This window comes from Brevibacterium sp. HMSC24B04 (genome assembly GCF_001806835.1).
Taxonomy (GTDB): domain Bacteria; phylum Actinomycetota; class Actinomycetes; order Actinomycetales; family Brevibacteriaceae; genus Brevibacterium; species Brevibacterium ravenspurgense.
This window is the reverse complement of record NZ_KV786068.1, coordinates 262,582-288,376: the sequence shown is the minus strand read 5'-3', so window position 1 is coordinate 288,376 and position 25,795 is coordinate 262,582. Positions and strand designations below refer to the sequence as shown.

Genomic DNA, 25,795 nt, shown 5'->3' with positions numbered 1-25,795 from the left:
CGGTCCGGTGACGTGAGTACGTCACCGGACCGGCGCCTCGTGTGTTGTGTGGTTGGGTCAGTAGGCGGCGTCGAAGAACGCCCGCTCGACGGCGACGCACTCACAGAAGAGGTTCGTCAGACGGTCCTGTTCTGGCTTGTCCGCCGGCCAGACCTCTTCAAGTTCGTCCAGCAGGAACTGCGCCCAGGCGCGAAAGTCCTCGCCTCGGTGCAGGTCAATCCAGTCCAGGTGCAGCCATGAGTTCGGTTCGCCCAGATCAGTGCGCTCGCCCCAGTCCAGGTAGAGCCATTCGGCGACGAGCAGAACGGTGAGCATCTGCGCGTAGTTCTGCGACTGCGCGGCGTCGTGCATGAGGCGGTTGAAGTCCCGCGTCGGCTGCTTCCATGCGTCCTGGCGGCGCTGCAGATTCTCTCCGCCTACCGCCTCGAGCGCGCGTGTGAAGTACGTGTCTTCATCAGCTGCGAGCATTCCGAGCTGGGCGGCGTAGCGGATTTTGGATTCGGGCTTCGGCGCCGTGGCAACACAGCCGCCGAGCAGCGCGACGAAATCGGTGAAGAACGTGTAGTCCTGTTCGACGTAGGTGCGCAGGACAGCCTCGTCGACGGTCCCGGCAAACAGTTCGCGGACGAAACGGTGATCAACTGCGGCAGCCCAGTCGGCTTCGGCGGCAGTGCGCAGTGCGTCTCCCACGCCGTGCGGTGAAACGGTCAGTGTTGTGGTGTAGCTCATATGTGAATCCTAGCGCTTGTGTCCGTGACGAACACGCGGCCGACCAACGGGTCAAGGGCAGCGGTCCACGCGGCAGATCAGGCCGCGACGAACGTGAGTGCGACAGCAAGGACCGCGGTGAGAATGAGCGTATTGACGCTCACCGCGACACTCAGGGTTCGGGTCACGGGACGCTGATCGGTGGCGGCATTGGCTCCGGCCATCTGCATGCCCAGCAGAATGCGCGGGGGAGAAGCGATGATTGCCAAAGAACCGGCCACATTGGCCGCAGCGATCGTCACAAGCACATTCGCACCGCTGCCAGAGGCCATCGCCGCGATTGTCTGGGCGAACATCGCGTTCGAACCGGTGGTGCTGCCCACCAGATAGGCCCCAACAGTGTTGAGCGTCGGAGCTGGCCACACCCCGAGAACAGAAGCCGCCTGGCCCAGTGCGGTGCTCATTCCGGTGACAGTCATGATCCAGCCGAGAACCATAAAACCGGCCGTTGAGACTCCCACCGGAACCCAGCGGCGGGCAGCTGCGGGCACCTCGGGAAGCAGAGCGCGGCCCCGCCAGATGAAGAAAACGGTCGCACACGCCGCAGCCAGCCACACGGGCGGCCAAATGAGAACAGCGGTCAGCGTGTTCTCCCACACTCCGTGGGCGGCGTAGGAGACAAGCAAGCCGCCGGTGAGAACCGCGTAGGGCACACCCGCAATTGCCGTGGCCCGCGTTGCCGGAAGCCTGCCGGTGCGAATCCGGAAGAACACAAACAGCGCGAGCAACACCGCAAGACCGCCGAGAACACCGGCAACGGCGGTGCCGATGAGCAGATTGACCGTCAGCACCGAAACCCACAGGAACGCGGCTGAAGCTAACACGGCGAGCGCGCTGCCAAACCCGGGACGGTGGTCGGAAGACTGGCCGGGCTCACCGCCGGCAAACCGCATTGTCAGCCACACGACTACCGCAACAAGCAGGAGAGTCGGGCCGTTGAAAAGGGCGGAGAACACACCGATGTCCTGAAACGTCTGTCCCGAAAGCTGCGCGGCGATTGACGTGCCGGGGCCCAGTGCGCCCCACGCCACCGCATTGAGGCCCAGCATGCCCAAGATTACCGCTTTTGCCGGGGCGAAGCCCAAAGCACGCAGAATCGGCACGCCTACTGTCACGCCGACCCCGTAGCCGGTGACTGACTCGGCAAAGGGCACGACACCGAACACAACGGCTGCCGCCCCCAGTGTCGGGGTAGGCACAGACTCAGAAAGGAAGCGGGAAAGCTCCGCCATGGCCCCCGAACGCTCCAGCAGTGCGGCCAACAACATGCCGAACAGCAGAATGAGCAGCACCTGAAGAGTCAGCAGGCCATACTCGCCGGCCTCGCCCAGGTGGTGCCACGACAGCCCGCCCGTGGCCACCCCGATGACGACAGCGACAGCAGCAGAAGCCAAGGCAGCGGTGACGGCACCTCGTCCCAGCAGAAGAATGCCGACCGCGGTGAGAACCGGAAGGGCCATGAGGAAGAGGGACATAGCGTCACACTAGCCCTCCCGAAGTCTGCTGAACAGAGAAAGCGCACGACTCAGTCATGTTTCGCCCCCTCCGGCACACACCGGAGGTGCCGTGGATTTGCCCCGCCTGGGATAATGTGCCCGTGACTGTGACTGAGAAGACGAAGCTGCGAATCGGCGACATCGAACTGGACTCCCCGGTGGTGCTCGCCCCGATGGCCGGCATCACCAACACCGCGTTCCGCAGGCTGTGCCGCGAATACGGTGCCGGGCTGTACGTGACCGAAATGGTCACCAGCCGCGCCCTCATCGAACGCAACGACAAGAGCATGCGGATCATCCAGCACGAAGATTGGGAAACCCCGCGCTCAGTCCAGCTGTACGGGGTCGACCCCGAAACCATGGGTGCGGCCGTAAGGATGCTCGTCGAAGAAGACAGGGCGGACCACATCGACCTCAACTTCGGCTGCCCCGTCCCGAAAGTCACCCGCAAGGGCGGCGGTTCCGCTCTGCCGTGGAAGCTCGACCTGTTCAGCGACATCGTCCACACCACCGTGCGCGAAGCCGACAAGGGCGACATCCCGCTGACCATCAAACTGCGCAAAGGCGTTGACGCCGACCACCTGACCTACCTCGATGCGGCGCGCATCGGCATTGACGCGGGCGTGGCAGCCATGACGCTGCACGGGCGCACCACCGCCGATCTCTACTCAGGAAAAGCCGACTGGGACGCCATCGCCAGGCTCAAAGACTTCGTCGTCGACCGCGTGCCGGTGCTCGGCAACGGAGACATCTTCGCCGCTGAAGACGCCCAGGCCATGATGGCCACAACCGGCTGCGACGGCGTCGTCATCGGACGCGGCTGCCAGGGACGGCCGTGGCTGTTCGGCGACCTGCAGAACGCCCTGAACGGCTCCGATGAACGTCACCGCCCCACCCTGGGGGAAGTCGCCGACATCGTGTACCGCCACGGAGAATACCTGCGCGACTACTATGACGACGAATTCTTCGGCGTACGCGATCTGCGCAAACACATGGCCTGGTACTTCAAGGGGTACCCGGTTGGCGGAACCCTGCGCACCCGCCTGGCCATGGTGTCCAGCCTCGAAGAGCTGCGCAGCTTCCTTGACGAACTCGACCATTCCGCGCCCTACCCGGGGGCTGCTGCGGAAGGTGTGCGCGGACGCACTGGGCGCGCTCGCCGCCCCCACCTGCCCGACGGCTGGCTGGACGACCGGATCTTCGACCACGAAGCCCACGCGGACATTTCCGAAGCTGAACTCGACATTTCCGGAGGCTGATGTGTCACTGACCGGCGGTGTTGCCGAATACGACGACCACTCGCGCGAACGGTGGGTTGTCGAACCCCGAAAGAACCCGCGCCGTTCGGCCTTTCAGCGCGACCGCGGACGGCTCCTGCATTCGTCGGCACTGCGCCGGCTGTCCGCAAAAACCCAGGTCGTCTCACCTGGAACTGATGACTTTGTGCGCAACCGACTGACCCACTCCCTCGAGGTGGGGCAGGTGGGCCGCGAACTGGCCCGGTACCTCGGGTGCGACCCCGACATCGTCGAAACAGCGTCACTGGCCCACGACCTCGGCCACCCGCCGTTTGGGCACAACGGCGAAACGATCCTCGATGACTTCGCAAAGGACATAGGCGGCTTCGAGGGCAACGCGCAGACACTGCGGATCCTCACTCGCCTAGAGCCGAAGGTCTTCACCGACCAGGGCGGACCGGCGGGACTCAACCTGACGCGCGCAACCCTTGACGCCTGCATCAAATACCCGTGGTCGCGGGAGAACGCGCCCACACCGGACAAAGCGGGTGCCCCCGTGCGGAAGTTCGGAGCCTACGAAGATGACAGCACGGTCTTCGAATTCATCCGCGACGGCAGAACGGGAACACAGCGCTGCATTGAGGCCCAGCTGATGGACCTTGCCGATGACATCGCGTACTCCGTCCACGACGTCGAAGACGCTGTGAACTCCGGCCACCTGGTGTTCGAGGCCTACGAAAACGATCACGCCATGGCCGGCCTGATCGACATCACGCGGTCCTGGTATCTGCCGGGGGCACGCGACGAAGACATCATCGATGCGCTCGACCGCCTGCGCTCCACCGCCTACTGGCCTAGGGAGCGCTTTGACGGGTCCCGCCGTGCGCAGGCTGCGATGAAGCACCTGACAAGCCAGCTCATCGGCCGGTTCGTCGGTGCGGCAGAAGCGGCAACCCGCGAAGGCTACGGCTGGGAGCCGCTGGGCCGCTATCAGGGCAACCTCGTCGTGCCGCAGACGACCGAACACGAAATCGCGGTGCTCAAAGGTCTGGCAACCGTCACAGTCATGGTTGCCGAAGAGCGCATGCAGACCCAGCGCATCCAAGGCCGAGTGCTGAGTGCGCTGTGCGAATACTTCAGCGAAAAACCCGAAGCCATGGACACCATGTTCTGGATGGACTACCGGGATTCCGACAGCGACGACGGGAAAGTCCGCGCCGTCATCGACCAAGTGGCAAGCCTGACCGACCACTCAGCGTGGGCGTTCTACCATGCAATGCAGGAGGACACCGGCAGCCTTCTGTAAGCCGCCGTTCAGGTCTGCTGCGCAGGTACGCTGCCCGGACAGGTGAGCGTGTAGGCAGGCGCCGGGGACAGGATTCTTAAGGGGGAGGACGCAATGGCAGGGCTGATAGTGCGCGAGGACATCGACGAGGTGCGCTCGCGCGTACGGATCGACGATGTTGTCGGTGAGTACGTCACCCTGCGCAGTGCGGGAGTCGATTCGATGAAGGGCCTGTGTCCCTTCCACGACGAAAAGACCCCGTCCTTCCACGTCAGGCCGAGCTCGGGGTACTACCACTGCTTCGGCTGCGGCGAAAGCGGCGACGCCTACACGTTCCTGCAGAAGATGGACGGCTGCACATTCACAGAAGCCGTCGAACGGCTGGCTGAGCGCGCCGGCATGCAGCTGCGCTACGAAAAGGGCAGCGGACCGGACAGACGCGAGGCCGGTCAGCGGGCCCGGCTGTTTGAGGCGCACAAAGAGGCTCAGGACTTCTTCCGGGCGAACATCCGCTCACCCGAAGCTGAAAAAGCCCGCCGCTACATGGCTGAGCGCGGCTTCGACGAAGGCGCACTCACGTCCTTTGGCGTGGGCTATGCGCCGCGCGGTTGGGACAATCTCAGCATGCACCTGCGCTCGCGCGGTTTCCTCGACAAAGAGCTGACCGCGGGAGGGCTGGCCGCGGAAGGCCGCCGAGGCGGAGTCTACGACCGCTTCCGAGGTCGCCTGATCTGGCCGATCCGGGATGTGACGGGACGTGTGATTGGCTTTGGGGCGCGCAAACTGTACGACGATGACGAAGGTCCCAAGTACCTCAACACCCCCGAAACTCCGCTCTACCGCAAAAACCAAGTGCTCTACGGGCTGGACCGGGCGAAAAGGGCGATCGCCAAGGACGGCCGGGCGGTCGTCGTTGAGGGGTACACGGATGTTATGGCCGCTCACCTGGCCGGCATTGACTGCGCGGTTGCAACCTGCGGTACGGCGTTCGGAGCTGAGCACACCAAGATCATCCGCCGCCTCATGGGGGATGCTGCATCGAAGACGGGTGAGGTCATCTTCACCTTCGACGGCGACGAGGCAGGCCAGCAGGCAGCTCTGCGCGCGTTTCGCGAAGACAGCGAATTCACTGCAGACACTTTTGTTGCGGTCGAGCGCTCCGGACTCGATCCTGCGGACATCCGTCTGCAGAAGGGCGACGGCGCGCTGCGCGACCTCATTGAGTCCCGCCGACCGCTTTTTGAATTCGCACTTTCGAAGGCAATTGCCGACTACGACCTCGACACTGTTGAGGGGCGCGTGAAGGCTCTGCGCGAAGCCGCACCGATTGTCGCTGCTATTCGCGACCGTGGTATGCGGCCGGGCTATGAGCGCTGGCTCTCGGGCCGGCTGGGTATGACCTTCGACGAAATCCGCGACGCCGTGCAGCGTGCCGCCGCGGCGAACCGACCTTCCGCCCAGCCGGGACGCGATCAGCAGAACCGCGGCTGGCAGCAGCAGGCGCCTCGCGGGGGAGGCCAGCAGGCGGGCAGCTACTCCGGTCACCAGCGCGGCTACGCGGAGGATCCAGGCGCCCGGATTGCCAGTGATGTCGAGTCCTATCAGCGGGAAATCGGCGGGACCGAACAGGACTCGACCGGTTTCCGCATTGAGCGCGGCGCACTGCAGGTGGCGCTGCAGAAACCGGACTTCATCAACGTCAGGCTGTTTGACCGGCTCAAGCCCGAAGCGTTCAACGATCCGGGCAGCCGCGCCGTCTTCCAGGCCATGCAGGCCGCCGGCGGTATGGCCTGGGCAGTGCAGAATCCGCAGAACTGGCCCGAGCGCGTGATCGAAAACGCTGATGAACGGGCAAAGCAGATCGTGGCGGAACTCGTGGTGCGAGCTCTTCCGGCACAGAAGGAAGACGAGGTGGAGCGCTACTGCCGCTCGATTGTTGCGCGGCTTTTCGACAAGGACATTGTGCGCATTGCCGGGCTTCTGCACTCGCAGCTGCTGCGCACCGATCCGAGCGATGTAGAAACCTCGGCCAAGCTGCTGGAACAGCTGCAGGTGCTCGAACGTCAGCGGGCCAGGCTGCGCCAGCACATGTGATGTACAGCCTCAGCTGATGAGGCCCAGCTCCCGGGCTCTTTTCGCGGCTGCAGTCCGGTTGTCGACGTCGAGCTTGTCGAAAATGCGGCTGACGTGGGTTTTTACGGTTGCCAGTGAAATGAACAGCTCACCGGCGATATCGCTGTTGGTGCGCCCGGCTGCCAGCAGGCGGACGATCTCGGTTTCGCGTTCGGACAGTTCGCTGTGGGACATGCGGGTGCGCTGCATGAGCGCTGTTGCCGCGGCATCGGACATGACCGGCTGCCCCGCGGCGGCCCGCCGGATGCCATCCAGAAGGGTCTGTGCGGGGGAGTCCTTGAGCAGATAGCCCGCCGCACCCGCATCGACCGCCCGGTAGACCAGCGACTGGGTGTCGAAAGTCGTGAGAATGAGCACGGGAGGGCCGTCGGGCAGGGCTTTTATGAGCTCGATGCCGTCACCGTCAGGCATCTGCAGATCAGAGACGACCAGGTCCACATCGACAGTGCGCAGGCGGTTCAGAGCATCTGTGCCGGATTCGGCGACGTCGACAACGTCAATGTCGTCAGCGCTGGAAATGACGGCCGCCAGCCCGGCGCGCACAACAGGGTGGTCATCAACCAGAAGAACGCGAATCACGGTGTTCCCTCCTGCCGGGCGGTCTGGGCGTTCAGGGGAGCCGAGGTGCCTGCTGGACGGGCGAGAGAATCTCCTGTGATCGGGACGAAGACGCTCACTTCGGTGCCTGCACCGGGGGATGAGCGAACGGTCATGGAACCGCCGAGTTCCTCTGTGCGCTCATTGAGCGAATTCAGTCCGTAGCCGTAGTGGCTGCCGGCGAATCCCTTGCCGTTGTCAACGACATCGAGGCCGACAGCCGTTCCCCAGTAGTGCAGGCTCACGGATACGTAGTCGGCTTCGGAGTGCAGGAGAGCATTCGACAGAAGTGACTGCCCGGCACGCGAAAAGAAATATTCAAGTGACGGCGCCAGACCGATTTTTGCGCCCTCGGAGGAAAACTCCGCGCGCAGGGGAGTGCCGATGGCCGCAGCGGCGGCCTCGACGGTGGAGCAGGCTTCCGCGAGTTCTGCTTCGGCGGAGCCCCCGCCCAGTTCTTCACCCGCGAGGAAACCGCGGACCGTTGTCAGGCTGTGCGAGGCTGTGTTCTCGATTGTTGACAGGTCCTCATGCAGTTCCTGCACGTCGTTGCGGTTCTGCCCGGCGCGAGAGATGAGCACAATCGACAGCAGGCTCTGAGCAATCGTGTCGTGGAACTCTGCGGCAACTTTCTGCCGCTCAGCCAGGCGGCCCTCCTGCTGCTGAGACAGGGCGAGCTTCGCCTGCGCGGCGCGCAGCTCATCAAATGCCGCCCGCGTGCGCACGGCTTCGTCGACAAGCTTTGCGTACACCGCCGAAATGGTGACGGCGACGATCGCGCCGACGAGCGGTCCGATGATGACTCCGGGGGTGAATGCGGAGTGCAGAACGCTGCTGCCGGCGATGACGACGAGCATCCCCACAATGGCTGCTGCCGCGCCGATTGGAGGCCACGCGTAGAGGACGAGGAAGAACAGCGGAAAGGACACCCACACAAAGCTTTCGCCCGACATCGCCAGCCCGGCCCACAGGACGAGGATGGAAGCCAGCCACCACGTGGTCAAAGACCGCGGGTCAAAGGATGACTGCCCTTTGGCGAAGCGGATTTCGCTGAGAGTCCCCACAAAGTACAGGCAGGCGGTGAACGCTGCTGTCAGAAGAATGCAGATGAGCGGCGCAAGCTGGGTCTGTTCGATGAACGTCCGCAGGATGCCGACGCCCAGCAGCGCTGCGAAGCTCAAATGCAGGATGATGCGCAGCATCGAAAGAATGTGGGGAATGGAGGACTCTTGAGCCATGTCCCCAAGAATACGGGAGTGCTATGTGAGCATCCTGGCGCCCAAGGAGGGTGCAGAGCGCATCCCCATCAACTCGCCTCGTGAGCAATATCCCAAATGTTGCAGTTGATGTAACTTTGCAGTGAGTGCATAATTGTCTACGTGACTGAACAGGATTCGCTGCGCGTACGCAAACAGAACGCCACCCGATCAGCGTTGCATGCAGCGGCAGTCGAACTCGTCTACGCAGGGTCCTTGGAAACGGTGACGACCGCGCAGATCGCCGAAGCCGCAGGCGTGTCACCGCGCACGTTCTTCAACTACTACGACACAAAAGAAGACGCCATCATCGGGCTGAGCGATCAGACCCTCAACCCGCAGCGGCTGGCTGAATACGTTGCAGACTGTCCACTGGCGGGCAGCCCGCTGGAAGACGTATCAGCGGTCATGCGGTCGGTATACAGCCGCATTGGCGGTGATGACGTCGACAAAGACAAGCGCAAGGCGATTCTGCGCCGCTACCCGATGTTGGTGCGGCGCAACGTCGAGATTGCCCGCGGCATCGAAACGCACTTGGCAGAACAGATCGCGGATCGCGTTGAAAGCCTCGGCGTGCAGCTGCCCGACGGTGATCGCACGGTTGTAGGCCGCATGATCATTCGCGTGTGCTCTGTACCCCTGGCTCTGGCCTACCAGCTCAGCGGAGAAGGCCAGGAGGAATTCGACCGGACTTTCGCCGACACGGTGGACCTGTGCAGACAGCTTTTGGAAAGGATGAAATGACAGACGACACGACCGTCGCCGGTGCCGACGCGAACCCCGCTGAGCCCATGTCGCGGGGCGCTGTTCTGTGGGTGTTCGTCGGACTGCTCGTGTCGATGTTCATGTTCTCGCTGAACCAGACGGTGCTGGCGACAGCGCTGCCGACAATTGTCGGTGAACTCGACGGCTGGGACAGCATGCTGTGGGTCTCAACCGCTTTCATGCTCGCATCGACCGCAACGATGCCCGCCTACGGGAAGATCGGCGACCTCTTCGGCCGCAAACCCCTGTTCCTCGTGGCCATTTCGATCTTCATTCTGGGCTCCGTCATCGCTCTGTTCGCAGATTCAATGGCAATGCTCATCACCGGACGCGTTTTTCAGGGCCTTGGCGGGGGAGGGCTCATGACGCTCTCCCAGGCGATCATCGCAACCATCGTGCCTGCGCGCAGCCGCGGCAAGTACATGGGCATCATGGGTTCCGCCTTTGCTGTGTCCTCGGTTGCCGGGCCGCTGCTGGGCGGCTGGATCACGGAAGGGCCGGGCTGGCGGTGGGCTTTTGCCATCAACCTGCCGCTGGGAGCGCTCGCGATTCTGACGGCGGCTTTCCTGCTCAAACTGCCGCACCAGAAAGCAGACGAACGTCCCCGCATCGATGGGGCCGGCATGATGCTCATTGCCGTGTTCACCACCTGCCTCGTGCTGATGTCGGCGTGGGGCGGCCACCAGTACGAGTGGACCGATCCGGTCATCATCGGCCTGGGAGCCGCATCACTGGTTTCAGCGGTGACCTTCGTATTCGTCGAACTCAAGGTGACCGAACCGATTGTGCCCATGTCGCTGTTTGCGGACCGCAACTTCACGCTGAGCACAATCGCCGGTGTATTCATCGGCGTGGCAATGTTCGGCGTTCTGTCGTACATGCCGACCTACCTGCAGATGGTGCACGGTGTCGAGGCCGCCCGCGCAGGGCTCATGATGACGCCGATGATGGGCTGCATGCTCATTGTGTCCACCGGAATCGGCTTCGTCGTGTCCCGCTGGGGGCGCTACAAGATCTACCCGATCATCGGGACTGTCATCATCGGGCTGGCGCTTTTCTTCATGTCGCGCATGCATCCTGACGACTCCGCCGTCATTCCGATTGCGCTGCTGGCACTGCTGGGCCTGGGCATTGGCCTGTCGATGCAGCTGCTGGTGCTGATCGTGCAGAATTCCTTCCCCGTGAGCATGGTCGGCACTGCAACAGCGTCGAATAACTTTTTCCGTCAGATCGGCGCGACACTGGGCATGTCGGTCATCGGATCAGTCTTCACCGCCAGGCTCATGACGAACCTCGCAGAATCCCTTCCCGCCAAGGCGCAGGGCGCAGCAGGCGCTTCGGGTCAGCTGACCCCAGCAAAAGCGGCTGAACTTCCCGCACCCATCCACGATGCGGTCATTGCGTCCTACAACGACGCTTTAGTGCCGATCTTCCTGTGGGTTGTTCCGCTGCTGGCCATCGCCGCGGCCATCCTGCTGTTCATCAAGGAGATTCCGCTGGCCACAACGGTGGGCAAACAAGGAAGTACACGCACAACCCTCGAAGACAGCTCCGAGGTGAGCTCCGCCTCGTCAGCTTCAGCGGAAGCGCGCTGACCGAAGATCAGCGCGCACCCAGCCGAAAGTTCAGACCCAGCCCAGCGAGCGCTCGACCGCCTGATACCAGCGGGCCATCCGGGCCTGTGCCCAGTCCCGATCGCGTTCCGGTTCGAATGTGCGGTCAGCCGACCACAGCTGGGTGAGCTCGGCAAGATCCGAGTGGAGGCCGCAGCCGAGTCCCGCCGCGAACGCAGCTCCCAGGGCGGTCGATTCCGAGGTGGAGGACCGGATGACGGGGGTGCCCAGGAGGTCCGCTTGGAACTGCATGAGCAGATTGTTGAGGCTCATACCGCCGTCCGCGCGGATTTCGCTGATGTCATAGCCGGAATCGGCGCGCATGGCATCGAGAACTTCCGCTGTCTGGTAGGCGGTTGACTCCAAAGCGGCGCGGGCAATGTGGCCGCGGCCGGCAAAACGGGTGAGCCCCACGAGAACGCCGCGTGCATCCGGCCGCCAGTGGGGAGCCAGGAGGCCGGAGAAAGCCGGCACCAGGTAGACGTCGCCGTTGTCGCTGACAGAGCGGGCCAGCGGCTCGATCTCATCTGATGACCGCACCAGGCCCAAGTTGTCGCGCAGCCACTGAATGAGCGATCCCGCCACCGCAATGGAGCCTTCCAGCGCGTAGGTCAGCTCACTGCCTTCGCGACCGTAGGCGACGGTCGATACGAGTCCGCTGTCCGAGCTCGGGATGTCGGTACCGGTGTTGGTCAGCAGAAAACCACCGGTGCCGTACGTGTTCTTGGTGTCGCCGGGCTGATAGCAGCACTGGCCGAACGCGGCGGCCTGCTGGTCGCCCAGAACACCGGTGATCGGCGTGCCGCGCAGCAGCTGGCCCTCAGAGACCTCGCCGAAGAAGCCGACCGACGGTTTGATCTCCGGAAGCATCGCCCGGGGAATTCCCGTGAGCTCAAGCATCCTGTCTGACCACTGGCCTGTGCGCAGATCCATGAGCATGGTGCGCGAAGCGTTTGTGACGTCCGTTGCGTGCACTCCGCCGGTCAGATTCCAGATGAGCCACGAATCAATCGTGCCGAAGGCCAGTTCCCCAGCTTCGGCACGGGCCCGCAGGCCGTCGTGCTCACGCAGCATCCACATGAGTTTCACGGCAGAAAAATACGTGTTGACGGGCAGGCCGGTGATGGCTCGGATCTCATCGGTGTGCTCGGTGAGCGATTCGGCGCTGTCGGTGCCCCGACCGTCCTGCCAGACGATTGCGGGGCCAACGGGAACACCCGTCTGCCGGTCCCATACGACCGTGGTTTCACGCTGATTGGTGATGCCGAGCGCGCGGATATCGTCTTTTGTCAGACGCGCACGGCCCAAAGCTGCGCCGATCACCTGACTGGAGGCCAGCCAGATTTCCTGGGCGTCGTGTTCAACCCAGCCGGGCTGCGGGAAGCTCTGCGTGAACTCGGTGGACGCGGAAGCGACCGTGCGGCCATCTTCAGCGAAGATGACCGCACGGGTGCTCGTCGTCCCCTCATCGAGGGCGAGCAGGTACATGATCAGTCGTTGCCGGGCAGAGAGGGTGCCTGAACTCCGGCCATAACGGCGAGGCAGCGGACAACCTGCCACGAATAGCCGTACTCGTTGTCGTACCAGACGTAGACGACGGCGCGGTCGCCGTCGACGATCGTGGCCAGGCCGTCGACGATGCCGGCGCGGTGCGAGCCGACGAAGTCAGTGGAGACGACCTCGGGGCTGGCGATGTAGTCGATCTGGTTGCGCAGCGGCGAATCCAGCGAAACATCGCGCAGGTGGGTGTTGAGTTCGTCCTTCGTGGTGGCCTTGTCCAGGTTGAGGTTGAGGATGGCCATCGAAACGTCCGGGGTGGGAACGCGAATGGCGTTGCCGGACAGCTTGCCCTCGAGTTCCGGCAGGGCCTTGGACACGGCCTTTGCAGCACCGGTTTCGGTCAGAACCATGTTCAGACCGGCTGCGCGGCCGCGACGCGATCCCTTGTGGAAGTTGTCGATGAGGTTCTGGTCGTTGGTGAACGCGTGCACGGTTTCGACGTGGCCGTTGCGGATGCCGAAGCGGTCGTTGATGACCTTGAGCGTGGGCGTGATGGCGTTCGTGGTGCACGATGCTGCCGACAGGATAGTGTCGCTCTCTTCGATGTCTGCCGTGTTGACACCGTAGACGATGTTCTTGATGTCGCCCTTGCCGGGAGCAGTGAGGATGACCTTGCTGACACCCTTGGACTTCAGGTGCTGGCCCAGGCCCTCTTCGTCGCGCCACACGCCGGTGTTGTCGACGACGATGGCGTCGTTGATGCCGTAGGCGGTGTAGTCGACACTGGCGGGGTCAGACGAGTAGATGACGTTGATGAGAACGCCGTTTGCCTGGATGGTGCTGTTCTCTTCGTCGACGACGATGTTGCCGTCGAACTTGCCGTGCACAGAGTCACGGCGCAGCAGCGAGGCACGCTTGATGATGTCGTCATCAGATCCCTTGCGGACCACGATGGCACGCAGGTTCAGGCCGTTTCCGCCGGCCTGCTGGACGAGGATGCGGGCCAGCAGACGGCCGATGCGGCCGAAGCCGTAGAGCACGACGTCACGCGGTGCGGGTGAATTGCCTGCCTTGCCGACGGCGTCGGCGAGTTCGCTGCGGAGGTATCCTTCGAGGTCGCCACCCTGGAAGCCAGCGGTCAGGCGGCCCAGGTCGATGGTGCTTTCACCCAGTTCGAGGGTTTCGAGGACGCCGGCGATTTCAGCTGCGGTGCTGAGGTCGAGTTCGACTCCGTTGTTGTGGTGACGCGCGTAGCGGGCGGCTTTGATGATGCCGTTGACCGACTTGTTCTGCAGTGTGCGACCGAAGATGGTCAGCTGTACGCGGTTGTTCCGGTAGAGGCGGCCGACAGCGGGAAGAAGCTGTTCAGCGGCTTCTGCTTTTGCGTTCCATTCGCTCAGGCGCTTCTCGGTAAGCTCACTCACCCTGGGGGTTCCTTCCTTTGGCAGATGATCGCCCCCATTCTACTGGGGACGCGGTCCTATCGCCCAGCGGCTCGCAGGGCGGATGTTGCGTCCGGGGCGGAATTGCGAAACCGACGGGTCGCCCGCAAGCCAGAAGCGCCACGGGAAGACGTCCGGGTCGCCGCCCTCGCCGCTCACGCCGACCCGCGGGCCGTTTCTCACGAGGTGCCGATCCGGCTGCCCTCCTCCGGTGCGCAGCTGCCACGGTCCAGGCGACAGCAGGTGTGCTCCGTCATCGCTGAGGTCAGCGCCGAGTGCCTGTGCCACATTGCCGGGGCCGGAGGCCAGGATCCGATGGGGGACCGGCGTGGTGCGCCTGGCCATGCGGCGCTGCTGTGCAAGGTCTGTGCCCTCGACGATTTCGCCGGAGCGGATGAGCACTCCCGTTCCGCACCCTGCACGGTCGGCCACGATGTTGATCGAGAAGTGCATTCCGTAGATGAAATAGCAGTACAGGTGCCCTCCGGAGCGGAACATGGTCTGATTGCGCTGGGTCCGGCCGCGGAAGGCATGGGACCCGGGGTCTGCGCTGCCGACGTAGGCTTCAACCTCGGTGATGCGCAGAGCAACGGTTCCGTCAGTGCTCGTGTTGATGAGAACTCGGCCAAGAAGATCCGGGGCGAGGGAAAGGGCAGGGCGGAGGAAGAAGCCTTCCTCCGCCCTGGGTCCGTATGTGTTGATCAGTGCTTCTCTTCGTAGCGTTTGAGTCCCAGAATGGTTGCTGCGACGATGCCGGTTCCGACGACCAGTGCGCCCAGGTGGGCGGCCGCCGACGGCGGTTCGACGTTTTCACGTTCAGCAACTGCCTGCGGGTCTTCGCTGACGCGGCCGAACACGGGAGTTTCCGCGGTGGTGCCCATCCAGGCCGCGACCACCAGGATGATGCGGGCAAACAGGTTCATCGACAGCATGATCGCGATGACCGGTCCGAACAGTGCCGCGGTGGGCGAACCGGAGAACATCGAAATGAGCACGGTCGCCAGGTTGAGCAGAAGCGTCAGGGCGATTGCACCGAACAGGGAGCCGAGCATGAGCGTGTTCTTCGGCAGCGGCTTCGCCGGGATCGACCAGAAGATGAACATGAACAGCACCCAGCCCAGGCCCAGCGTCAGCAGGATCGTGACGATGTTGAGCACCGGTGCCGCCCAGCCGGGCAGCTGGAACAGTTCGGCGATGAACGACTGCAGGCCGGTGCCGATCACGGTGCCGGCGATCGTCAGCCCCGTGAGGATGAGAATCCCGATGAGTGTTCCGATGTTCGTGATGACGCGAACGGGGAACGACTGCTTGGGAATCTCGTCCATGTCGGCAGCCAGCTGCGAGCGGATCGCGTCTTTGAGGTTGCCGATGAATCCCTGGGCGGTGTAGAGCGCCGAGAGGATACCGACGATGCCGACGGCCTTCCAGTTGGAGATGAAGTTCGTCAGCATCGCGGCCATTTCGTCACTCGAGCCGAGCGAGCTTTCGATGTAGTCGTTGACGGTGTCGACCAGTTCTGGACGGACAACATCGAGGAAGAACCCGAGTGCGGAGAAGGCGAACATGAGGATCGGGATCATGGCGAGCACGAGGAAGTACGTGATCGCAGCACCGAACTGGTTGCCCAAACGGGCTCCGAAACGGCTCATCGCCCGGATGAGGTGGGCGATGGCCGGACGGGCCGTCAGCGGGACCGAATATTCGTCTTCGCTTTTCTTGTCCGTCAGAAGCTGAGTCATAGGTTCCTAATCAGATTTCGAGGGTGTCGAACCGCACGCCGGGAGTTTCACCCGAATCGTAGATGTCGAAGCGGGACCCGAGGATGAGTGGGTCGGGTGCGGTTGCGATCTCTTCGTCCTTGCCAGGGTAGTCAAACTGGTTGAGAACGTGGCGAATCGCCTCGAGGCGGGCGCGCTTCTTGTCGTTGGACTTCACAACCGTCCACGGGGCTGCCGCAGTGTCGGTGTAGAAGAACATGGCCTCCTTGGCCTCGGTGTAGGAGTCCCACTTGTCGAGGCTGGCGAGGTCAGTCGGGGAGAGCTTCCACTGGCGAACCGGGTCGTTGCTGCGCGATGCGAAGCGGTGCAGCTGTTCTTCACGGCCGACGGAGAACCAGAACTTGACCAGGTGGATGCCGGAGTTGACGAGCATGTTCTCAAACTGCGGGGCCGAGCGGGTGAACTCGAGGTACTCTTCCGGCGTGCAGTAGCCCATGACGCGCTCAACGCCGGCACGGTTGTACCAGGAGCGGTCGAACAGGACGATTTCGCCGGCTGCCGGCAGGTGGTAGACGTAGCGCTGGAAGTACCACTGGGTCTTTTCGCGCTCAGTCGGCTTTTCGAGGGCGACGACGCGGGCGCCGCGCGGGTTGAGGTGCTCCATGAACCGCTTGATGGTTCCGCCCTTGCCTGCTGCGTCGCGGCCTTCGAAGATGATGACGAGCTTCTGGCCGCTTTCCTTGATCCAGGTCTGCAGCTTCAGCAGTTCGATCTGCAGTGCGCGCTTGGTGCGCTCGTATTCCTTGCGGCCGAGCTTTTCGTCGTACGGGTAGTTGATCTTCCACGCGTCCGACTTCGGTCCCTTGCGCTTTTCCAGGCTGTTGCGCAGCGAGCGGATGGAGTCGATTTCGTTGGCGAAGTCCGGCACACCCTTGGGTGTGAGTTCGAATTCTGTGTCGGCGTCAGGCTTCGTGGTCTGCGCGGTGTTGGTCGCCTGCGCTTTGTCGGCTGCGCCGGCCGAGGTGTCGGGCCTGTCAGCGGCTGCTGTTGCGGGCTTCTTGGCAACCGGTTTCGCGGTTGCGCCTTCCGGCTTCTGCACGGGGGTGATGGCGGGCTTGCGCGGGTCTTTGTTCTGAGCGTTCATAATTCAACCTTAAGAGAATTCACAGGCTTCATGGAGCATCTGTTCATGGAGCAGAAGCGTGCGTCTTGCCGCGTGGTCTCAGCGGATCATTCGGCTGGTTTGTGCTGTGCGTAGATGTCGTCAATGGCCTCAGCAAAGTCGCGTGTGACCAGGTGGCGCTTGACGGACTGCTTGGCCGACAGGTAGCCGTTCTCGACTGTCAGTTCGACCGGCAGAATGCGGAAGGCACGGATCGACTCTGCGCGGGAAACCGTCTTATTCGCCCGGTCGATGACCCGCTGGACTGCCTCCTGGATGCGTTCGTGCTTGGCTGCTTCCTCCAGGCTCATGTTCGGCAGGCCCTTGCTTTCGAGCCAACCGGGAAGCATTTCCGAATCGAGGAAGATGAGCGCGGACACGAACTTCTGCCCTTCGCCGATGACGACCGGCTGGCCGACCACAGGGTGGCGCCGAATGATGTCTTCCAGGGGTGCCGGTGCTACGTTCTTGCCTCCGGCAGTGACGATGAGCTCCTTCTTGCGGCCGGTGATGGTGATGAAGCCGTCTTCGTCAATCGAACCCATATCTCCGGTGCGGAACCAACCGTCGACGAAGCTGTTCTTGGTGGCTTCGTCGTTGTGCAGGTAGTCCTTGAACACGCACACGCCCTTGGCGAGGATTTCGCCGTCGGGCGCCAGTGCGACAGAACAGCCCGGCAGGGGAGTGCCGACCGTGCCGATACGGCTGCGTCCCGGTGTGTTGACGCTGATGGGTGCGGTGGTCTCCGTCAGGCCGTAGCCTTCCAGGACATCAATGCCGACTCCGGCGAAGAAGTGGCCCAGACGGGTGCCCAGCGGGCCTCCGCCGGACACCGCGTGTGCTGCCTGGCCGCCGAGGATGTTGCGCAGCTTGCTGTAGACCAGCTTGTCGAACAGTGCGTGCTGCAGTTTCAGGCCCAGCGGGACCTTGCCCTTGGACTTAGCTTCCGAGAAGGCGACGGCGACGTTTTCGGCAGCGCTGAAGATCTTTCCCTTGCCGGAGGACTCAGCGTTCTGCAGGGCGCCGTTGAACACCTTTTCGAAGACGCGGGGCACGCCCAGGATGAAGGTGGGGCGGAACAGGCCGAGCGATTCGGTGAGCTTGCCCAGGTCGGCTTCGTGAGCCAGTACGACGCCCTGAATGATGCACGCCGTCTGGATGAAGCGGGCGAAAACATGTGCTGTGGGCAGGAACAGCAGGCAGCGGGCTCCGGTGTAGAAGACTTCCGGAACGTGGGCGCGGGCCGCCTGCACCGTCTGTACGAAGTTGGCGTGGGTGAGTTCGCAGCCGCGTGATTTGCCGGTGGTGCCGGAGGTGTAGATGATCGTGGCGACGTCGGCCTGCTGGACTGCGGAGCGGTGCTGTGTGAGTTCGTCGTCGCTGACCGACCGGCCTTCGGCGATGAGCTCGGTGCAGCCGCTGTCCCAGACGACGACTTCGATGTCGCCGGATGCGGCTTCGCGCAGGCGCTGGGCGTATTCATCGTTTTCTGCCGCGGCGATTGTGACACCTGCGTCTTCGAGGATCCAGGCCACCTGGTCACGGCTTGACGTGTCGTAGAAGGGGACCGAAATGCCGCCGGCGAAGCTGATGGCGAAGTCCATGACGGACCAGTCGTAGCTGGTGGGCCCGAAGATGCCCACGCGCACGCCGGGGCCGACTCCGCGCTTCATGAGTCCTTTTGCACGCGCCAGGATGTCGGACAGGAATTCGCGGGCGCTCACTTCTTCTTCGCGTCCGCTCTCAAGACGGCTGAGCAGATGCGCTTGGGGGTCGATTTCGACTCGTGCGATCAGGGCGTCGGGGATGGTCGACACGGTGTCAAGCTCAAACTCGAGCGGGGTCGACGACATCGGCATCATCAGCGTCATGCAATCTCCTTCGAATTGTTACTGCCATCGTATTGGTGATCTCGCGCCTGTGCACCTTTCGGACACGCTGAGCGTTCTCTTGCGCCTGTGCATAGAATTAGCCGCGACCCACCGTGTTCACCTGGAAGGACCCCGATGACGTCTACGTCGCCCAAGCCCGCCTCTTTTCGATACGACGCGGCTCTTGCCGAAAAGATCGAACAGAAGTGGCAGCGTCGGTGGCAGGAGCGGCAGACCTTCGCCGCTCCGAACCCCACGGGTGATCTCGCCGAGCCGATCAACGGGTTTTCGGCGAAAGACCGCGAACCGGTCTACATCATGGATATGTTCCCGTACCCGTCGGGTGCTGGCCTGCACGTGGGCCACCCGCTGGGCTACGTGTCGACTGACACCTATGGCCGGTTCCTGCGCATGCGCGGCAAGAACGTCATGCACGCACTGGGCTATGACGCCTTCGGTCTGCCGGCCGAACAGTACGCCCTGCAGACGGGGCAGCACCCGCGCGTGACGACGGACGCTGCGATTGCCAACATGCAGAAGCAGCTGTTCCGCATGGGCCTGGCACACGACCCGCGCCGTTCTTTTGCCACGACGGACCCCGAGTTCGTCAAGTGGACGCAGTGGATCTTCCTGCAGATCTTCAATTCCTGGTATGACCCAGAGGCTGAGGGCGGACGAGGTGCCGCCCGCCCGATCTCGGAACTGGTCTCCCAGTTCGAGCAGGGGCGGGATACCGGCCGCGGTCCGTGGGCCGAGCTCAGCGCTGCCGAACGCGAAGACGTGCTGCAGGACTACCGCCTGGCCTATGTTTCGGAATCCCCGGTCAACTGGTGCCCGGGTCTGGGAACGGTGCTGGCGAACGAAGAGGTCACTGCCGAAGGCCTTTCGGAGCGCGGGAACTTCCCGGTGTACACCCGCAGCCTGCGTCAGTGGAACATGCGCATCACCGCCTATGCCGACCGTCTGGCCGATGATCTTGACAAGGTCGACTGGCCGGACGCGATCAAGGCCATGCAGCGCAACTGGATCGGCCGTTCGACGGGTGCTTTCCTGCGCTATGAACCGCAGACCGAGGGCCTGGAGCGCATTGAGGTCTACACGACCCGCGCCGACACGCTGTTCGGCGGAACGTTCCTCGTTCTGTCACCGGAGCACCCGCTCGTCGAGTCCTACACGGCCGAGCAGTGGCCGGCCGACACTCCCGACAGCTGGAAGGGCGGCAAGGACACTCCTGCTGCCGCAGTAGAGGAGTACCAGCGCTGGGCTGCCGGGCGCACCCCCGTGGAGCGTCAGCAGGACAAGAACAAGACCGGTGTGTTTACCGGCACCTATTCGACGAACCCGGCAACGGGCAAGCGCATCCCCGTCTTCATTGCCGACTACGTGCTCATGGGATACGGCACGGGAGCCGTCATGGGCGTTCCCGCTGAAGACCCCCGCGACTGGGACTTCGCGAAGGTGTTCGACCTGCCCTACATCCGCACGGTCCAGCCGGATGCCGACCACGACGAAGACTCGGCCTATCAGGGTGAAGGCGAGAAGATCAACTCCGCCAACGCCGACATCGACATCAACGGCATGGAGGTCGAAGCCGCCAAGGCCGCAGTTGTCGAATGGCTGGCGGGCCAGGGTCTGGCCGAAGAGGCCACGCAGTACCGTCTGCGCGACTGGCTGTTCTCCCGTCAGCGCTACTGGGGTGAGCCTTTCCCCATCGTGTACGACGAAGACGGCATCCCGCACGCACTTCCGGAAGACCAGCTGCCGGTCGACCTGCCGGAAATGGACGACTTCTCGCCGCGCACCTTCGACGCGGACGACGTTGCCTCTGAACCGGAACCGCCGCTTGGACGCAAGGAAGCGTGGGTCAACGTCACCCTCGACCTGGGCGATGGGCCCAAGCAGTACCGCCGGGAAACCAACACGATGCCCAACTGGGCCGGATCGTCCTGGTACCAGCTGCGCTACGCGGACCCGAAGAACGACAGCGTTCTGGTCGACCCGCAGAACGAGGCGTACTGGCTTGGCCCGACAGCTGAGCGGCCCGCCGGGGGTGCTGGCCTGTACGTCGGCGGTGTTGAACACGCAGTTCTGCACCTGCTGTACGCCCGCTTCTGGCACAAGGTGCTGTTCGACCTCGGCCACATCTCTTCGTCTGAGCCGTTCCACCGCCTGGTGAACCAGGGCTACATTCAGGCTTATGCCTACACGGATTCCCGCGGGGTCTACGTGCCGGCCGCAGAAGTCGAAGAGCGCACGGATGAGGCCGGTGAAACCACCTACTGGTTCGACGGCGAAGAGGTGAACCGCGAATACGGCAAGATGGGCAAATCGCTCAAGAACGTCGTCACCCCGGATGAAATGTATGCCGCCTTCGGTGCCGACACCTTCCGTGTCTACGAAATGTCGATGGGCCCGCTGGTCATGTCCCGGCCGTGGGAGACCCGCGCGGTTGTCGGCTCGCAGCGCTTCCTGCAGCGCCTGTGGCGCCTGGTCGTGGATGAAGACTCAGGTGAACTGCTGGTCACCGATGACGCCCCGGACGAAGAGACCCTGCGGGCCATGCACACCGCGATTGCCGGTGTCACGGAGGACATGGAGAACATGCACTTCAACACCGCGGTGGCGAAGCTCATTGTTCTCACCAACCACCTGACCAAGTCGGGGAAGGCACCTCGGGAGGCTGTTGAGGCCCTCGTACAGATGACCGGCCCGCTGGCACCGCACATTGCGGAAGAGCTGTGGGAGCGCTTGGGGCATGAAGAAACCCTGGCCTACCGCGCCTTCCCGGAAGCTGACGAACGCTACCTCAAGGCCGAAACCGTGACTGCAGTCGTGCAGGTCAAGGGCAAAGTCCGCGACCGGCTCGAAGTTCCTGCAGACATCACGGAAGAAGAGCTTGAGAAGCTCGCCATCGAATCGCCGGGAGCCCAGCGGGCACTGGCCGGTGCAGGCCTGCGCCGCGTGATCGTCAAGGCCCCCAAGCTCGTCAACCTGGTGCCGGACGCCTAAGCTCCCGACGCCCTTTTGTGACGCAGGCCGTCTGCTGTTGTGAAACTCACACCTGCAGACGGCCTGTTTGTGCGCTGTTTAATTGGTGTGAATTCTTCTTCGGGCTACCGTGGAGCTCATGACTAGGCTTGCTGATGAGATCCGGGCTTCCCTGGTAGTAAGGCCGACCATTGAACCGCGCGACGAAATCGCTGTGCGCGTGCAGTTCCTTGTCGACTACTGCCTGACAACGGGGGCCCGCGGTTTTGTGCTGGGCATTTCCGGCGGCCAGGATTCCACACTTGCCGGCCGTATGTGCCAGATGGCAGCGGAGAAGCTGCGCTCACTGGGCGAAGACGTCACCTTCACCGCTGTGCGGCTGCCCTACCGCGTCCAGTCAGACCACGAAGACGTGCAGCTGGCCATGGAGTTCATCCAGCCTGACAAAGACGTTGACTTCAACATCGGCAACTCCGTTGATGCTCTCGCAGACGAATTCACCGAAACTCTCGGCGAACCGATGAGCGATTTCAACCGCGGCAACGTGAAAGCCCGCATCCGCATGACCGCCCAGTACGCAATCGCCGGTGCCGCTGGCCAGCTGGTTGTCGGCTCCGACCACGCGGCAGAAGCAGTCACGGGCTTCTACACGAAGTTCGGTGACGGAGGAGCGGACGTCATGCCCCTGTACGGGCTGACCAAACGCCAGGGCCGTGCCCTTTTGGAAGAAATGGAAGCTCCCGCCCGCCTGTACGAGAAGACACCGACAGCTGACCTGCTGGACGACGCGCCGGGACAGTCCGACGAAGACGCGCTCGGTGTGAGCTACGAGGAGATTGACACCTACCTCGAAGGCGGCGAAGTCCCCGACGACGTCGCGATGAAAATCGAACAGCTCTTTATGCGCAGCAGGCACAAGCGCACCGTGCCGGTAACACCGCAGACCGACTGGTGGATTCGCTGCTGAGTTCGCGTGCCCAAAGGCCTCAGCCGGACAGCAGGTAGAACACCCAGGCGCCCGCACCGCAGAAGATCGCGGTGGCCGCGAGGTAGCTGATCGCTAGAGCAATCCGGCGAGTAGACAGCATCTGCACGACTGACACCATGAGTGTTGAGAACGTTGTGAAGCCCCCGAGGAAACCGGTCGAGATCAGCGGCACCTCGTTCCCAGTAAGACCGGCCGCGGCGGCTCCGGCAGCACAGCTGCCGACCAGGTTGACAGCAAAGATGCCGACAGGCCACGCGGGAGAGCGGAACAGGCGCGTGAGAGCGCTGTCGAGCAGATAACGCGCGACCGCACCCAGACCGCCCGCGGCGCACACGGCGAAGAAAACAAACCCGGTCATGCTTGACCCGTGAAACGGTGCCCGGCGACCAATCCTGCGACCGCTGCCGCAAGCCCCGCCAAGATTGTCAGCAGCGGGTAGAACGCGGAGTTGGTCAGCACACTGTGCACGGCAATTGCGGACGTGCTGGAGAGTGCACCAGCCAGTCCCGTGCCGAGGGCCAGGCGAACAAGCGGGTGCGCGGTGAAACGCGATGTCAGGGCGAAGCCAAGCAGACCGCACGCCACGGTATTGGCGGCAAGCAGTGCCGGGCCTTCTGCAAACAGCAGGCCCAGTCCTGCGCGAAGAGCAGTGCCGGCCATACCGCCGATGAAAACCGCCGCCAACCTGCTCAGCAGGTGCGGAGGTGTGGCAGAGGGGTGCGCTGTGGTGCCGCGGCTCTCAGGGCCGGGTGGGTCGGCTGCGTAGGCAGCGGAAGTCACAGGAGGTCGGCTTCGAGTGCGGCTCGTTCAAATGCCGAACGCGCAGTCAGCAGGTCCTGGGCGAGAACATCGCCGCGTGCTGCGGCCGCCGAAAATTCGCGCCATCCGCCTTCCCGAGCGTCGCCCGGGGTGATCGACAGGATGCCGTCAGCTTCCGCGGTTTCAGCCTTGAGCCATTCGCGCAGGTCGCGTGCGGCACGGAAAACACTCATAAAAGCAGAGTGGACCGCCGCATCCGAGAACGACTGCTTGGCTGAGGAGCTGAGAAAGCCGTCAAGCTGGGCAGCACCTTGGGCCGGGAGGTCCTGGCCGCGATCAATGCGGAGGTTCTCCATCAGCGGGCTGTCAGCGGCAAAGGTCTCGAGGAGCTTCTGTGCGACGGGGGCATCAGGCTGGTCGTCTTCTGGCAGTTCGGCCGCGTAGTAGATGGTGTTCTCAGCACTGCGGGCTTCCGCGACTTCGGCATTGAGAGCGTCAATGCGGTTCTGCGTGCGCGCCCATTCTGCGCCGATGCCGACGGTGCCGGCCACAACGACCAGGCCCGCGACGACGATGATGAGGCCGATGACAACAGCTGCGGTACCGGGGAAGATGACAGCCGCGACGATTCCCACAGCCACGATGACGACACCGGCGACCGCAATGAGCAGCGCCGGCAGGGAATTCACGAGAAAGTCGGTAAAACGCTTCACACCGTCAACCTTAGTACGGACACCCGTGGGACTATGGGAGGCAGAACTGATCACCTGCGAGGAGAGGGTCAATTGACTCACATTTCGGTCATCGGCTGTGGTTATCTCGGAGCGGTGCACGCCGCTGCTATGGCTTCTGTCGGACACACCGTCGTCGGAGTCGACACGGACAAGCAGAAGCTGCAGAAGCTGGAAAACTACCAGCCGCCGTTCTTTGAACCCGGACTTGCCGAGCTTCTGGAAGCCGGCCAGGCCGATCATTCAGCCGGCCAGGAAGGTGCGGACGGGACAGCGCAGCGTCTGCTGTTCACCTCGGATATCTCTCGTGCCGCCGAAGCCACGGTCCACTTCATCTGTGTGGGCACGCCGCAGTCGAAAGACAGCAACGCGGCCGACATGACCTATGTGAACTCCGCGATCACCGACCTCATGCCCCACCTCAAGCCCGGTGACCTGGTTGTCGGGAAGTCGACCGTGCCCGTGGGGTCGGCCGCCGAACTGGCCAAAAAGATTGCCCCGACGGGAGCGAAACTCGCCTGGAACCCGGAGTTTCTGCGCGAAGGCCACGCTGTCGAAGACACCCTGCGTCCGGATCGGATCATCTACGGGGTTGAAAGCGGCAGTGAAGACGACCCGGCTGTGGCCATCCTCGACGAGGTGTACGCACACAACCTGGGTGAAGAGGAAACAACCCCGCGGCTCGTCATGGACTACCAGACGGCGGAACTGGTCAAGACTGCCGCGAATTCGTTCCTCGCGACCAAGATTTCGTTCATCAACGCCATGGCCGAACTGTGCGAAACCGCCGGCGGTGACGTTGCCGTGCTGGCTGATGCGATCGGCATGGACAAGCGCATTGGGCGTCGGTTCCTCAACGCCGGCCTGGGCTTCGGCGGCGGCTGCCTGCCAAAGGACATTCGCGCCTTCATCGCCCGTGCTGACGAACTCGGAGTCGAACAGGCCGTGAGCTTCCTGCGGGAAGTCGACAGCATCAACCTGCGCAGGCGCGCCCGCATGGTCGACCTGACCCGCGAAGCACTCGGCGGCGACCTCACCGGCAAGCGGATCACGGTGCTCGGCATTGCGTTCAAACCGAATACCGACGACGTCCGAGACTCTCCTGCACTCGATGTTGCTGAGCGGCTGGAACAGGCCGGCGCACAGGTCGTCATCACCGACCCCGAGGCGATTGAAAACGCACGCCTTCGCGACCCGGAGCTGACCTACACGCCGGACCTCACCGAAGCGCTTACAGGAGCTGACGGTGTCGTCCTGCTGACGGAATGGAAACAGTACAAGGAACTCGACCCGGTCGCTGCCGGCGAACTCGTTGCACAGAAGATCATTGTGGACGGCCGCAACGTCGTCGACCGCAAGGCCTACCGCGACGCCGGCTGGACGGTCCGCGGTCTGGGCAGGCAGGAATGAGCTTGGGTTCTTTCAGCGGGCGCGGCTGCTGTGGGGTCGGTCGCGGGAATCGCGGGAGTCGTGGCTGCGAGGTGG

The 25,795-nt window shown here is 63.3% G+C and carries 21 protein-coding genes; 8 read left to right on the top strand and 13 right to left on the bottom strand.

What is annotated here, in order from left to right:
- Positions 1-57: 57 nt before the first annotated feature.
- Positions 58-729: a TenA family protein gene (locus HMPREF3092_RS01355; RefSeq protein ID WP_070423568.1), complete on the bottom strand. Its 672-nt coding sequence runs from the start codon at positions 727-729 to the stop codon at positions 58-60.
- A gap of 77 nt (positions 730-806) precedes the next feature.
- A complete protein-coding gene (locus HMPREF3092_RS01350) occupies positions 807-2,243 on the bottom strand; it encodes an L-lactate permease (RefSeq protein ID WP_070423567.1) in 1,437 nt (478 codons plus the stop codon).
- A 56-nt stretch (positions 2,244-2,299) separates the two neighbouring features.
- On the opposite strand from HMPREF3092_RS01350, the gene dusB reads away from it, so the two are divergent.
- From dusB to dnaG, 3 genes are all read left to right on the top strand, one after another.
- The gene (gene dusB, locus HMPREF3092_RS01345) at positions 2,300-3,523 is read left to right on the top strand and encodes a tRNA dihydrouridine synthase DusB (protein ID WP_370919353.1); all 1,224 of its coding nucleotides are present in this window, start codon (positions 2,300-2,302) and stop codon (positions 3,521-3,523) included.
- Between the two features lies 1 nt (position 3,524).
- Complete coding sequence (locus HMPREF3092_RS01340) at positions 3,525-4,808, top strand: deoxyguanosinetriphosphate triphosphohydrolase (protein ID WP_019175207.1); 1,284 nt, start codon at positions 3,525-3,527, stop codon at positions 4,806-4,808.
- A gap of 93 nt (positions 4,809-4,901) precedes the next feature.
- The gene (dnaG, locus tag HMPREF3092_RS01335; protein WP_070423565.1) at positions 4,902-6,881 is read left to right on the top strand and encodes a DNA primase; all 1,980 of its coding nucleotides are present in this window, start codon (positions 4,902-4,904) and stop codon (positions 6,879-6,881) included.
- A 9-nt stretch (positions 6,882-6,890) separates the two neighbouring features.
- On the opposite strand, the gene HMPREF3092_RS01330 is transcribed toward dnaG, so the two are convergent.
- Both HMPREF3092_RS01330 and HMPREF3092_RS01325 read right to left on the bottom strand, forming a co-directional pair.
- Positions 6,891-7,499, bottom strand: a complete 609-nt coding sequence (locus tag HMPREF3092_RS01330) for a response regulator transcription factor (RefSeq protein WP_062020949.1) — start codon at positions 7,497-7,499, stop codon at positions 6,891-6,893.
- Positions 7,496-8,755: a sensor histidine kinase gene (locus HMPREF3092_RS01325; RefSeq protein WP_070423564.1), complete on the bottom strand. Its 1,260-nt coding sequence runs from the start codon at positions 8,753-8,755 to the stop codon at positions 7,496-7,498. The genes HMPREF3092_RS01330 and HMPREF3092_RS01325 overlap by 4 nt, the downstream gene beginning before the upstream one ends.
- 141 nt (positions 8,756-8,896) lie before the next feature.
- Here HMPREF3092_RS01325 and HMPREF3092_RS01320 point away from each other — a divergent pair, with 141 nt between their 5' ends.
- Complete coding sequence (locus HMPREF3092_RS01320) at positions 8,897-9,517, top strand: TetR/AcrR family transcriptional regulator (RefSeq protein ID WP_062020955.1); 621 nt, start codon at positions 8,897-8,899, stop codon at positions 9,515-9,517.
- The gene (locus tag HMPREF3092_RS01315; protein ID WP_070423563.1) at positions 9,514-11,133 is read left to right on the top strand and encodes an MDR family MFS transporter; all 1,620 of its coding nucleotides are present in this window, start codon (positions 9,514-9,516) and stop codon (positions 11,131-11,133) included. The genes HMPREF3092_RS01320 and HMPREF3092_RS01315 overlap by 4 nt, the downstream gene beginning before the upstream one ends.
- Positions 11,134-11,163: 30 nt before the next feature.
- On the opposite strand, the gene glpK is transcribed toward HMPREF3092_RS01315, so the two are convergent.
- The 6 genes from glpK to HMPREF3092_RS01285 all read right to left on the bottom strand — a co-directional run bounded on the left by glpK (position 11,164) and on the right by HMPREF3092_RS01285 (position 18,844).
- Complete coding sequence (gene glpK / locus HMPREF3092_RS01310; RefSeq protein ID WP_070423562.1) at positions 11,164-12,639, bottom strand: glycerol kinase GlpK; 1,476 nt, start codon at positions 12,637-12,639, stop codon at positions 11,164-11,166.
- 2 nt (positions 12,640-12,641) lie between these two features.
- Entirely contained in the window at positions 12,642-14,075 is a 1,434-nt protein-coding gene (locus HMPREF3092_RS01305) for a glyceraldehyde-3-phosphate dehydrogenase (RefSeq protein ID WP_070423561.1), read from the bottom strand.
- A 39-nt stretch (positions 14,076-14,114) separates the two neighbouring features.
- The gene (locus HMPREF3092_RS01300) at positions 14,115-14,795 is read right to left on the bottom strand and encodes a DNA-3-methyladenine glycosylase (protein WP_070423560.1); all 681 of its coding nucleotides are present in this window, start codon (positions 14,793-14,795) and stop codon (positions 14,115-14,117) included.
- Complete coding sequence (locus tag HMPREF3092_RS01295; RefSeq protein ID WP_070423559.1) at positions 14,795-15,832, bottom strand: YhjD/YihY/BrkB family envelope integrity protein; 1,038 nt, start codon at positions 15,830-15,832, stop codon at positions 14,795-14,797. Before HMPREF3092_RS01295 ends, HMPREF3092_RS01300 begins: the two co-directional genes overlap by 1 nt.
- Before the next feature lie 10 nt (positions 15,833-15,842).
- On the bottom strand, positions 15,843-16,955 hold the full coding sequence (ppk2, locus tag HMPREF3092_RS01290; RefSeq protein ID WP_218078996.1) for a polyphosphate kinase 2: 1,113 nt from the start codon (positions 16,953-16,955) through the stop codon (positions 15,843-15,845).
- Between the two features lie 86 nt (positions 16,956-17,041).
- On the bottom strand, positions 17,042-18,844 hold the full coding sequence (locus HMPREF3092_RS01285) for an AMP-dependent synthetase/ligase (RefSeq protein WP_070423558.1): 1,803 nt from the start codon (positions 18,842-18,844) through the stop codon (positions 17,042-17,044).
- A 135-nt stretch (positions 18,845-18,979) separates the two neighbouring features.
- On the opposite strand from HMPREF3092_RS01285, the gene leuS reads away from it, so the two are divergent.
- Both leuS and nadE read left to right on the top strand, forming a co-directional pair.
- Entirely contained in the window at positions 18,980-21,853 is a 2,874-nt protein-coding gene (gene leuS / locus HMPREF3092_RS01280; RefSeq protein ID WP_070423557.1) for a leucine--tRNA ligase, read from the top strand.
- Positions 21,854-21,971: 118 nt separating this feature from the next.
- Positions 21,972-22,799: an ammonia-dependent NAD(+) synthetase gene (gene nadE / locus HMPREF3092_RS01275; protein ID WP_070423556.1), complete on the top strand. Its 828-nt coding sequence runs from the start codon at positions 21,972-21,974 to the stop codon at positions 22,797-22,799.
- A 19-nt stretch (positions 22,800-22,818) separates the two neighbouring features.
- On the opposite strand, the gene HMPREF3092_RS01270 is transcribed toward nadE, so the two are convergent.
- The 3 genes from HMPREF3092_RS01270 to HMPREF3092_RS01260 are packed head-to-tail and all read right to left on the bottom strand — an operon-like array spanning position 22,819 to position 24,292.
- The gene (locus HMPREF3092_RS01270) at positions 22,819-23,178 is read right to left on the bottom strand and encodes a fluoride efflux transporter FluC (protein ID WP_070423555.1); all 360 of its coding nucleotides are present in this window, start codon (positions 23,176-23,178) and stop codon (positions 22,819-22,821) included.
- Positions 23,175-23,600 (bottom strand): FluC/FEX family fluoride channel, encoded by a 426-nt coding sequence (locus HMPREF3092_RS01265; RefSeq protein WP_019175191.1) that lies wholly within the window; start codon positions 23,598-23,600, stop codon positions 23,175-23,177. Before HMPREF3092_RS01265 ends, HMPREF3092_RS01270 begins: the two co-directional genes overlap by 4 nt.
- A complete protein-coding gene (locus tag HMPREF3092_RS01260; protein ID WP_070423554.1) occupies positions 23,597-24,292 on the bottom strand; it encodes a hypothetical protein in 696 nt (231 codons plus the stop codon). Before HMPREF3092_RS01260 ends, HMPREF3092_RS01265 begins: the two co-directional genes overlap by 4 nt.
- Positions 24,293-24,364: 72 nt before the next feature.
- Here HMPREF3092_RS01260 and HMPREF3092_RS01255 point away from each other — a divergent pair, with 72 nt between their 5' ends.
- The gene (locus HMPREF3092_RS01255; RefSeq protein ID WP_083274185.1) at positions 24,365-25,720 is read left to right on the top strand and encodes a UDP-glucose dehydrogenase family protein; all 1,356 of its coding nucleotides are present in this window, start codon (positions 24,365-24,367) and stop codon (positions 25,718-25,720) included.
- The last annotated feature ends 75 nt before the right edge of the window (positions 25,721-25,795 follow it).

Coding starts and splice junctions, on each gene's coding strand:
- HMPREF3092_RS01355 (WP_070423568.1), bottom strand. CDS start 729: ATGAGCTACACCACAACACTGACCGTTTCACCGCACGGCGTGGGAGAC.
- dusB (WP_370919353.1), top strand. CDS start 2,300: ATGTTTCGCCCCCTCCGGCACACACCGGAGGTGCCGTGGATTTGCCCC.
- ppk2 (WP_218078996.1), bottom strand. CDS start 16,955: ATGAACGCTCAGAACAAAGACCCGCGCAAGCCCGCCATCACCCCCGTG.
- HMPREF3092_RS01315 (WP_070423563.1), top strand. CDS start 9,514: ATGACAGACGACACGACCGTCGCCGGTGCCGACGCGAACCCCGCTGAG.
- HMPREF3092_RS01285 (WP_070423558.1), bottom strand. CDS start 18,844: ATGACGCTGATGATGCCGATGTCGTCGACCCCGCTCGAGTTTGAGCTT.
- HMPREF3092_RS01325 (WP_070423564.1), bottom strand. CDS start 8,755: ATGGCTCAAGAGTCCTCCATTCCCCACATTCTTTCGATGCTGCGCATC.
- dnaG (WP_070423565.1), top strand. CDS start 4,902: ATGGCAGGGCTGATAGTGCGCGAGGACATCGACGAGGTGCGCTCGCGC.
- nadE (WP_070423556.1), top strand. CDS start 21,972: ATGACTAGGCTTGCTGATGAGATCCGGGCTTCCCTGGTAGTAAGGCCG.
- HMPREF3092_RS01350 (WP_070423567.1), bottom strand. CDS start 2,243: ATGTCCCTCTTCCTCATGGCCCTTCCGGTTCTCACCGCGGTCGGCATT.
- leuS (WP_070423557.1), top strand. CDS start 18,980: ATGACGTCTACGTCGCCCAAGCCCGCCTCTTTTCGATACGACGCGGCT.
- HMPREF3092_RS01295 (WP_070423559.1), bottom strand. CDS start 15,832: ATGACTCAGCTTCTGACGGACAAGAAAAGCGAAGACGAATATTCGGTC.
- HMPREF3092_RS01270 (WP_070423555.1), bottom strand. CDS start 23,178: ATGACCGGGTTTGTTTTCTTCGCCGTGTGCGCCGCGGGCGGTCTGGGT.
- glpK (WP_070423562.1), bottom strand. CDS start 12,639: ATGTACCTGCTCGCCCTCGATGAGGGGACGACGAGCACCCGTGCGGTC.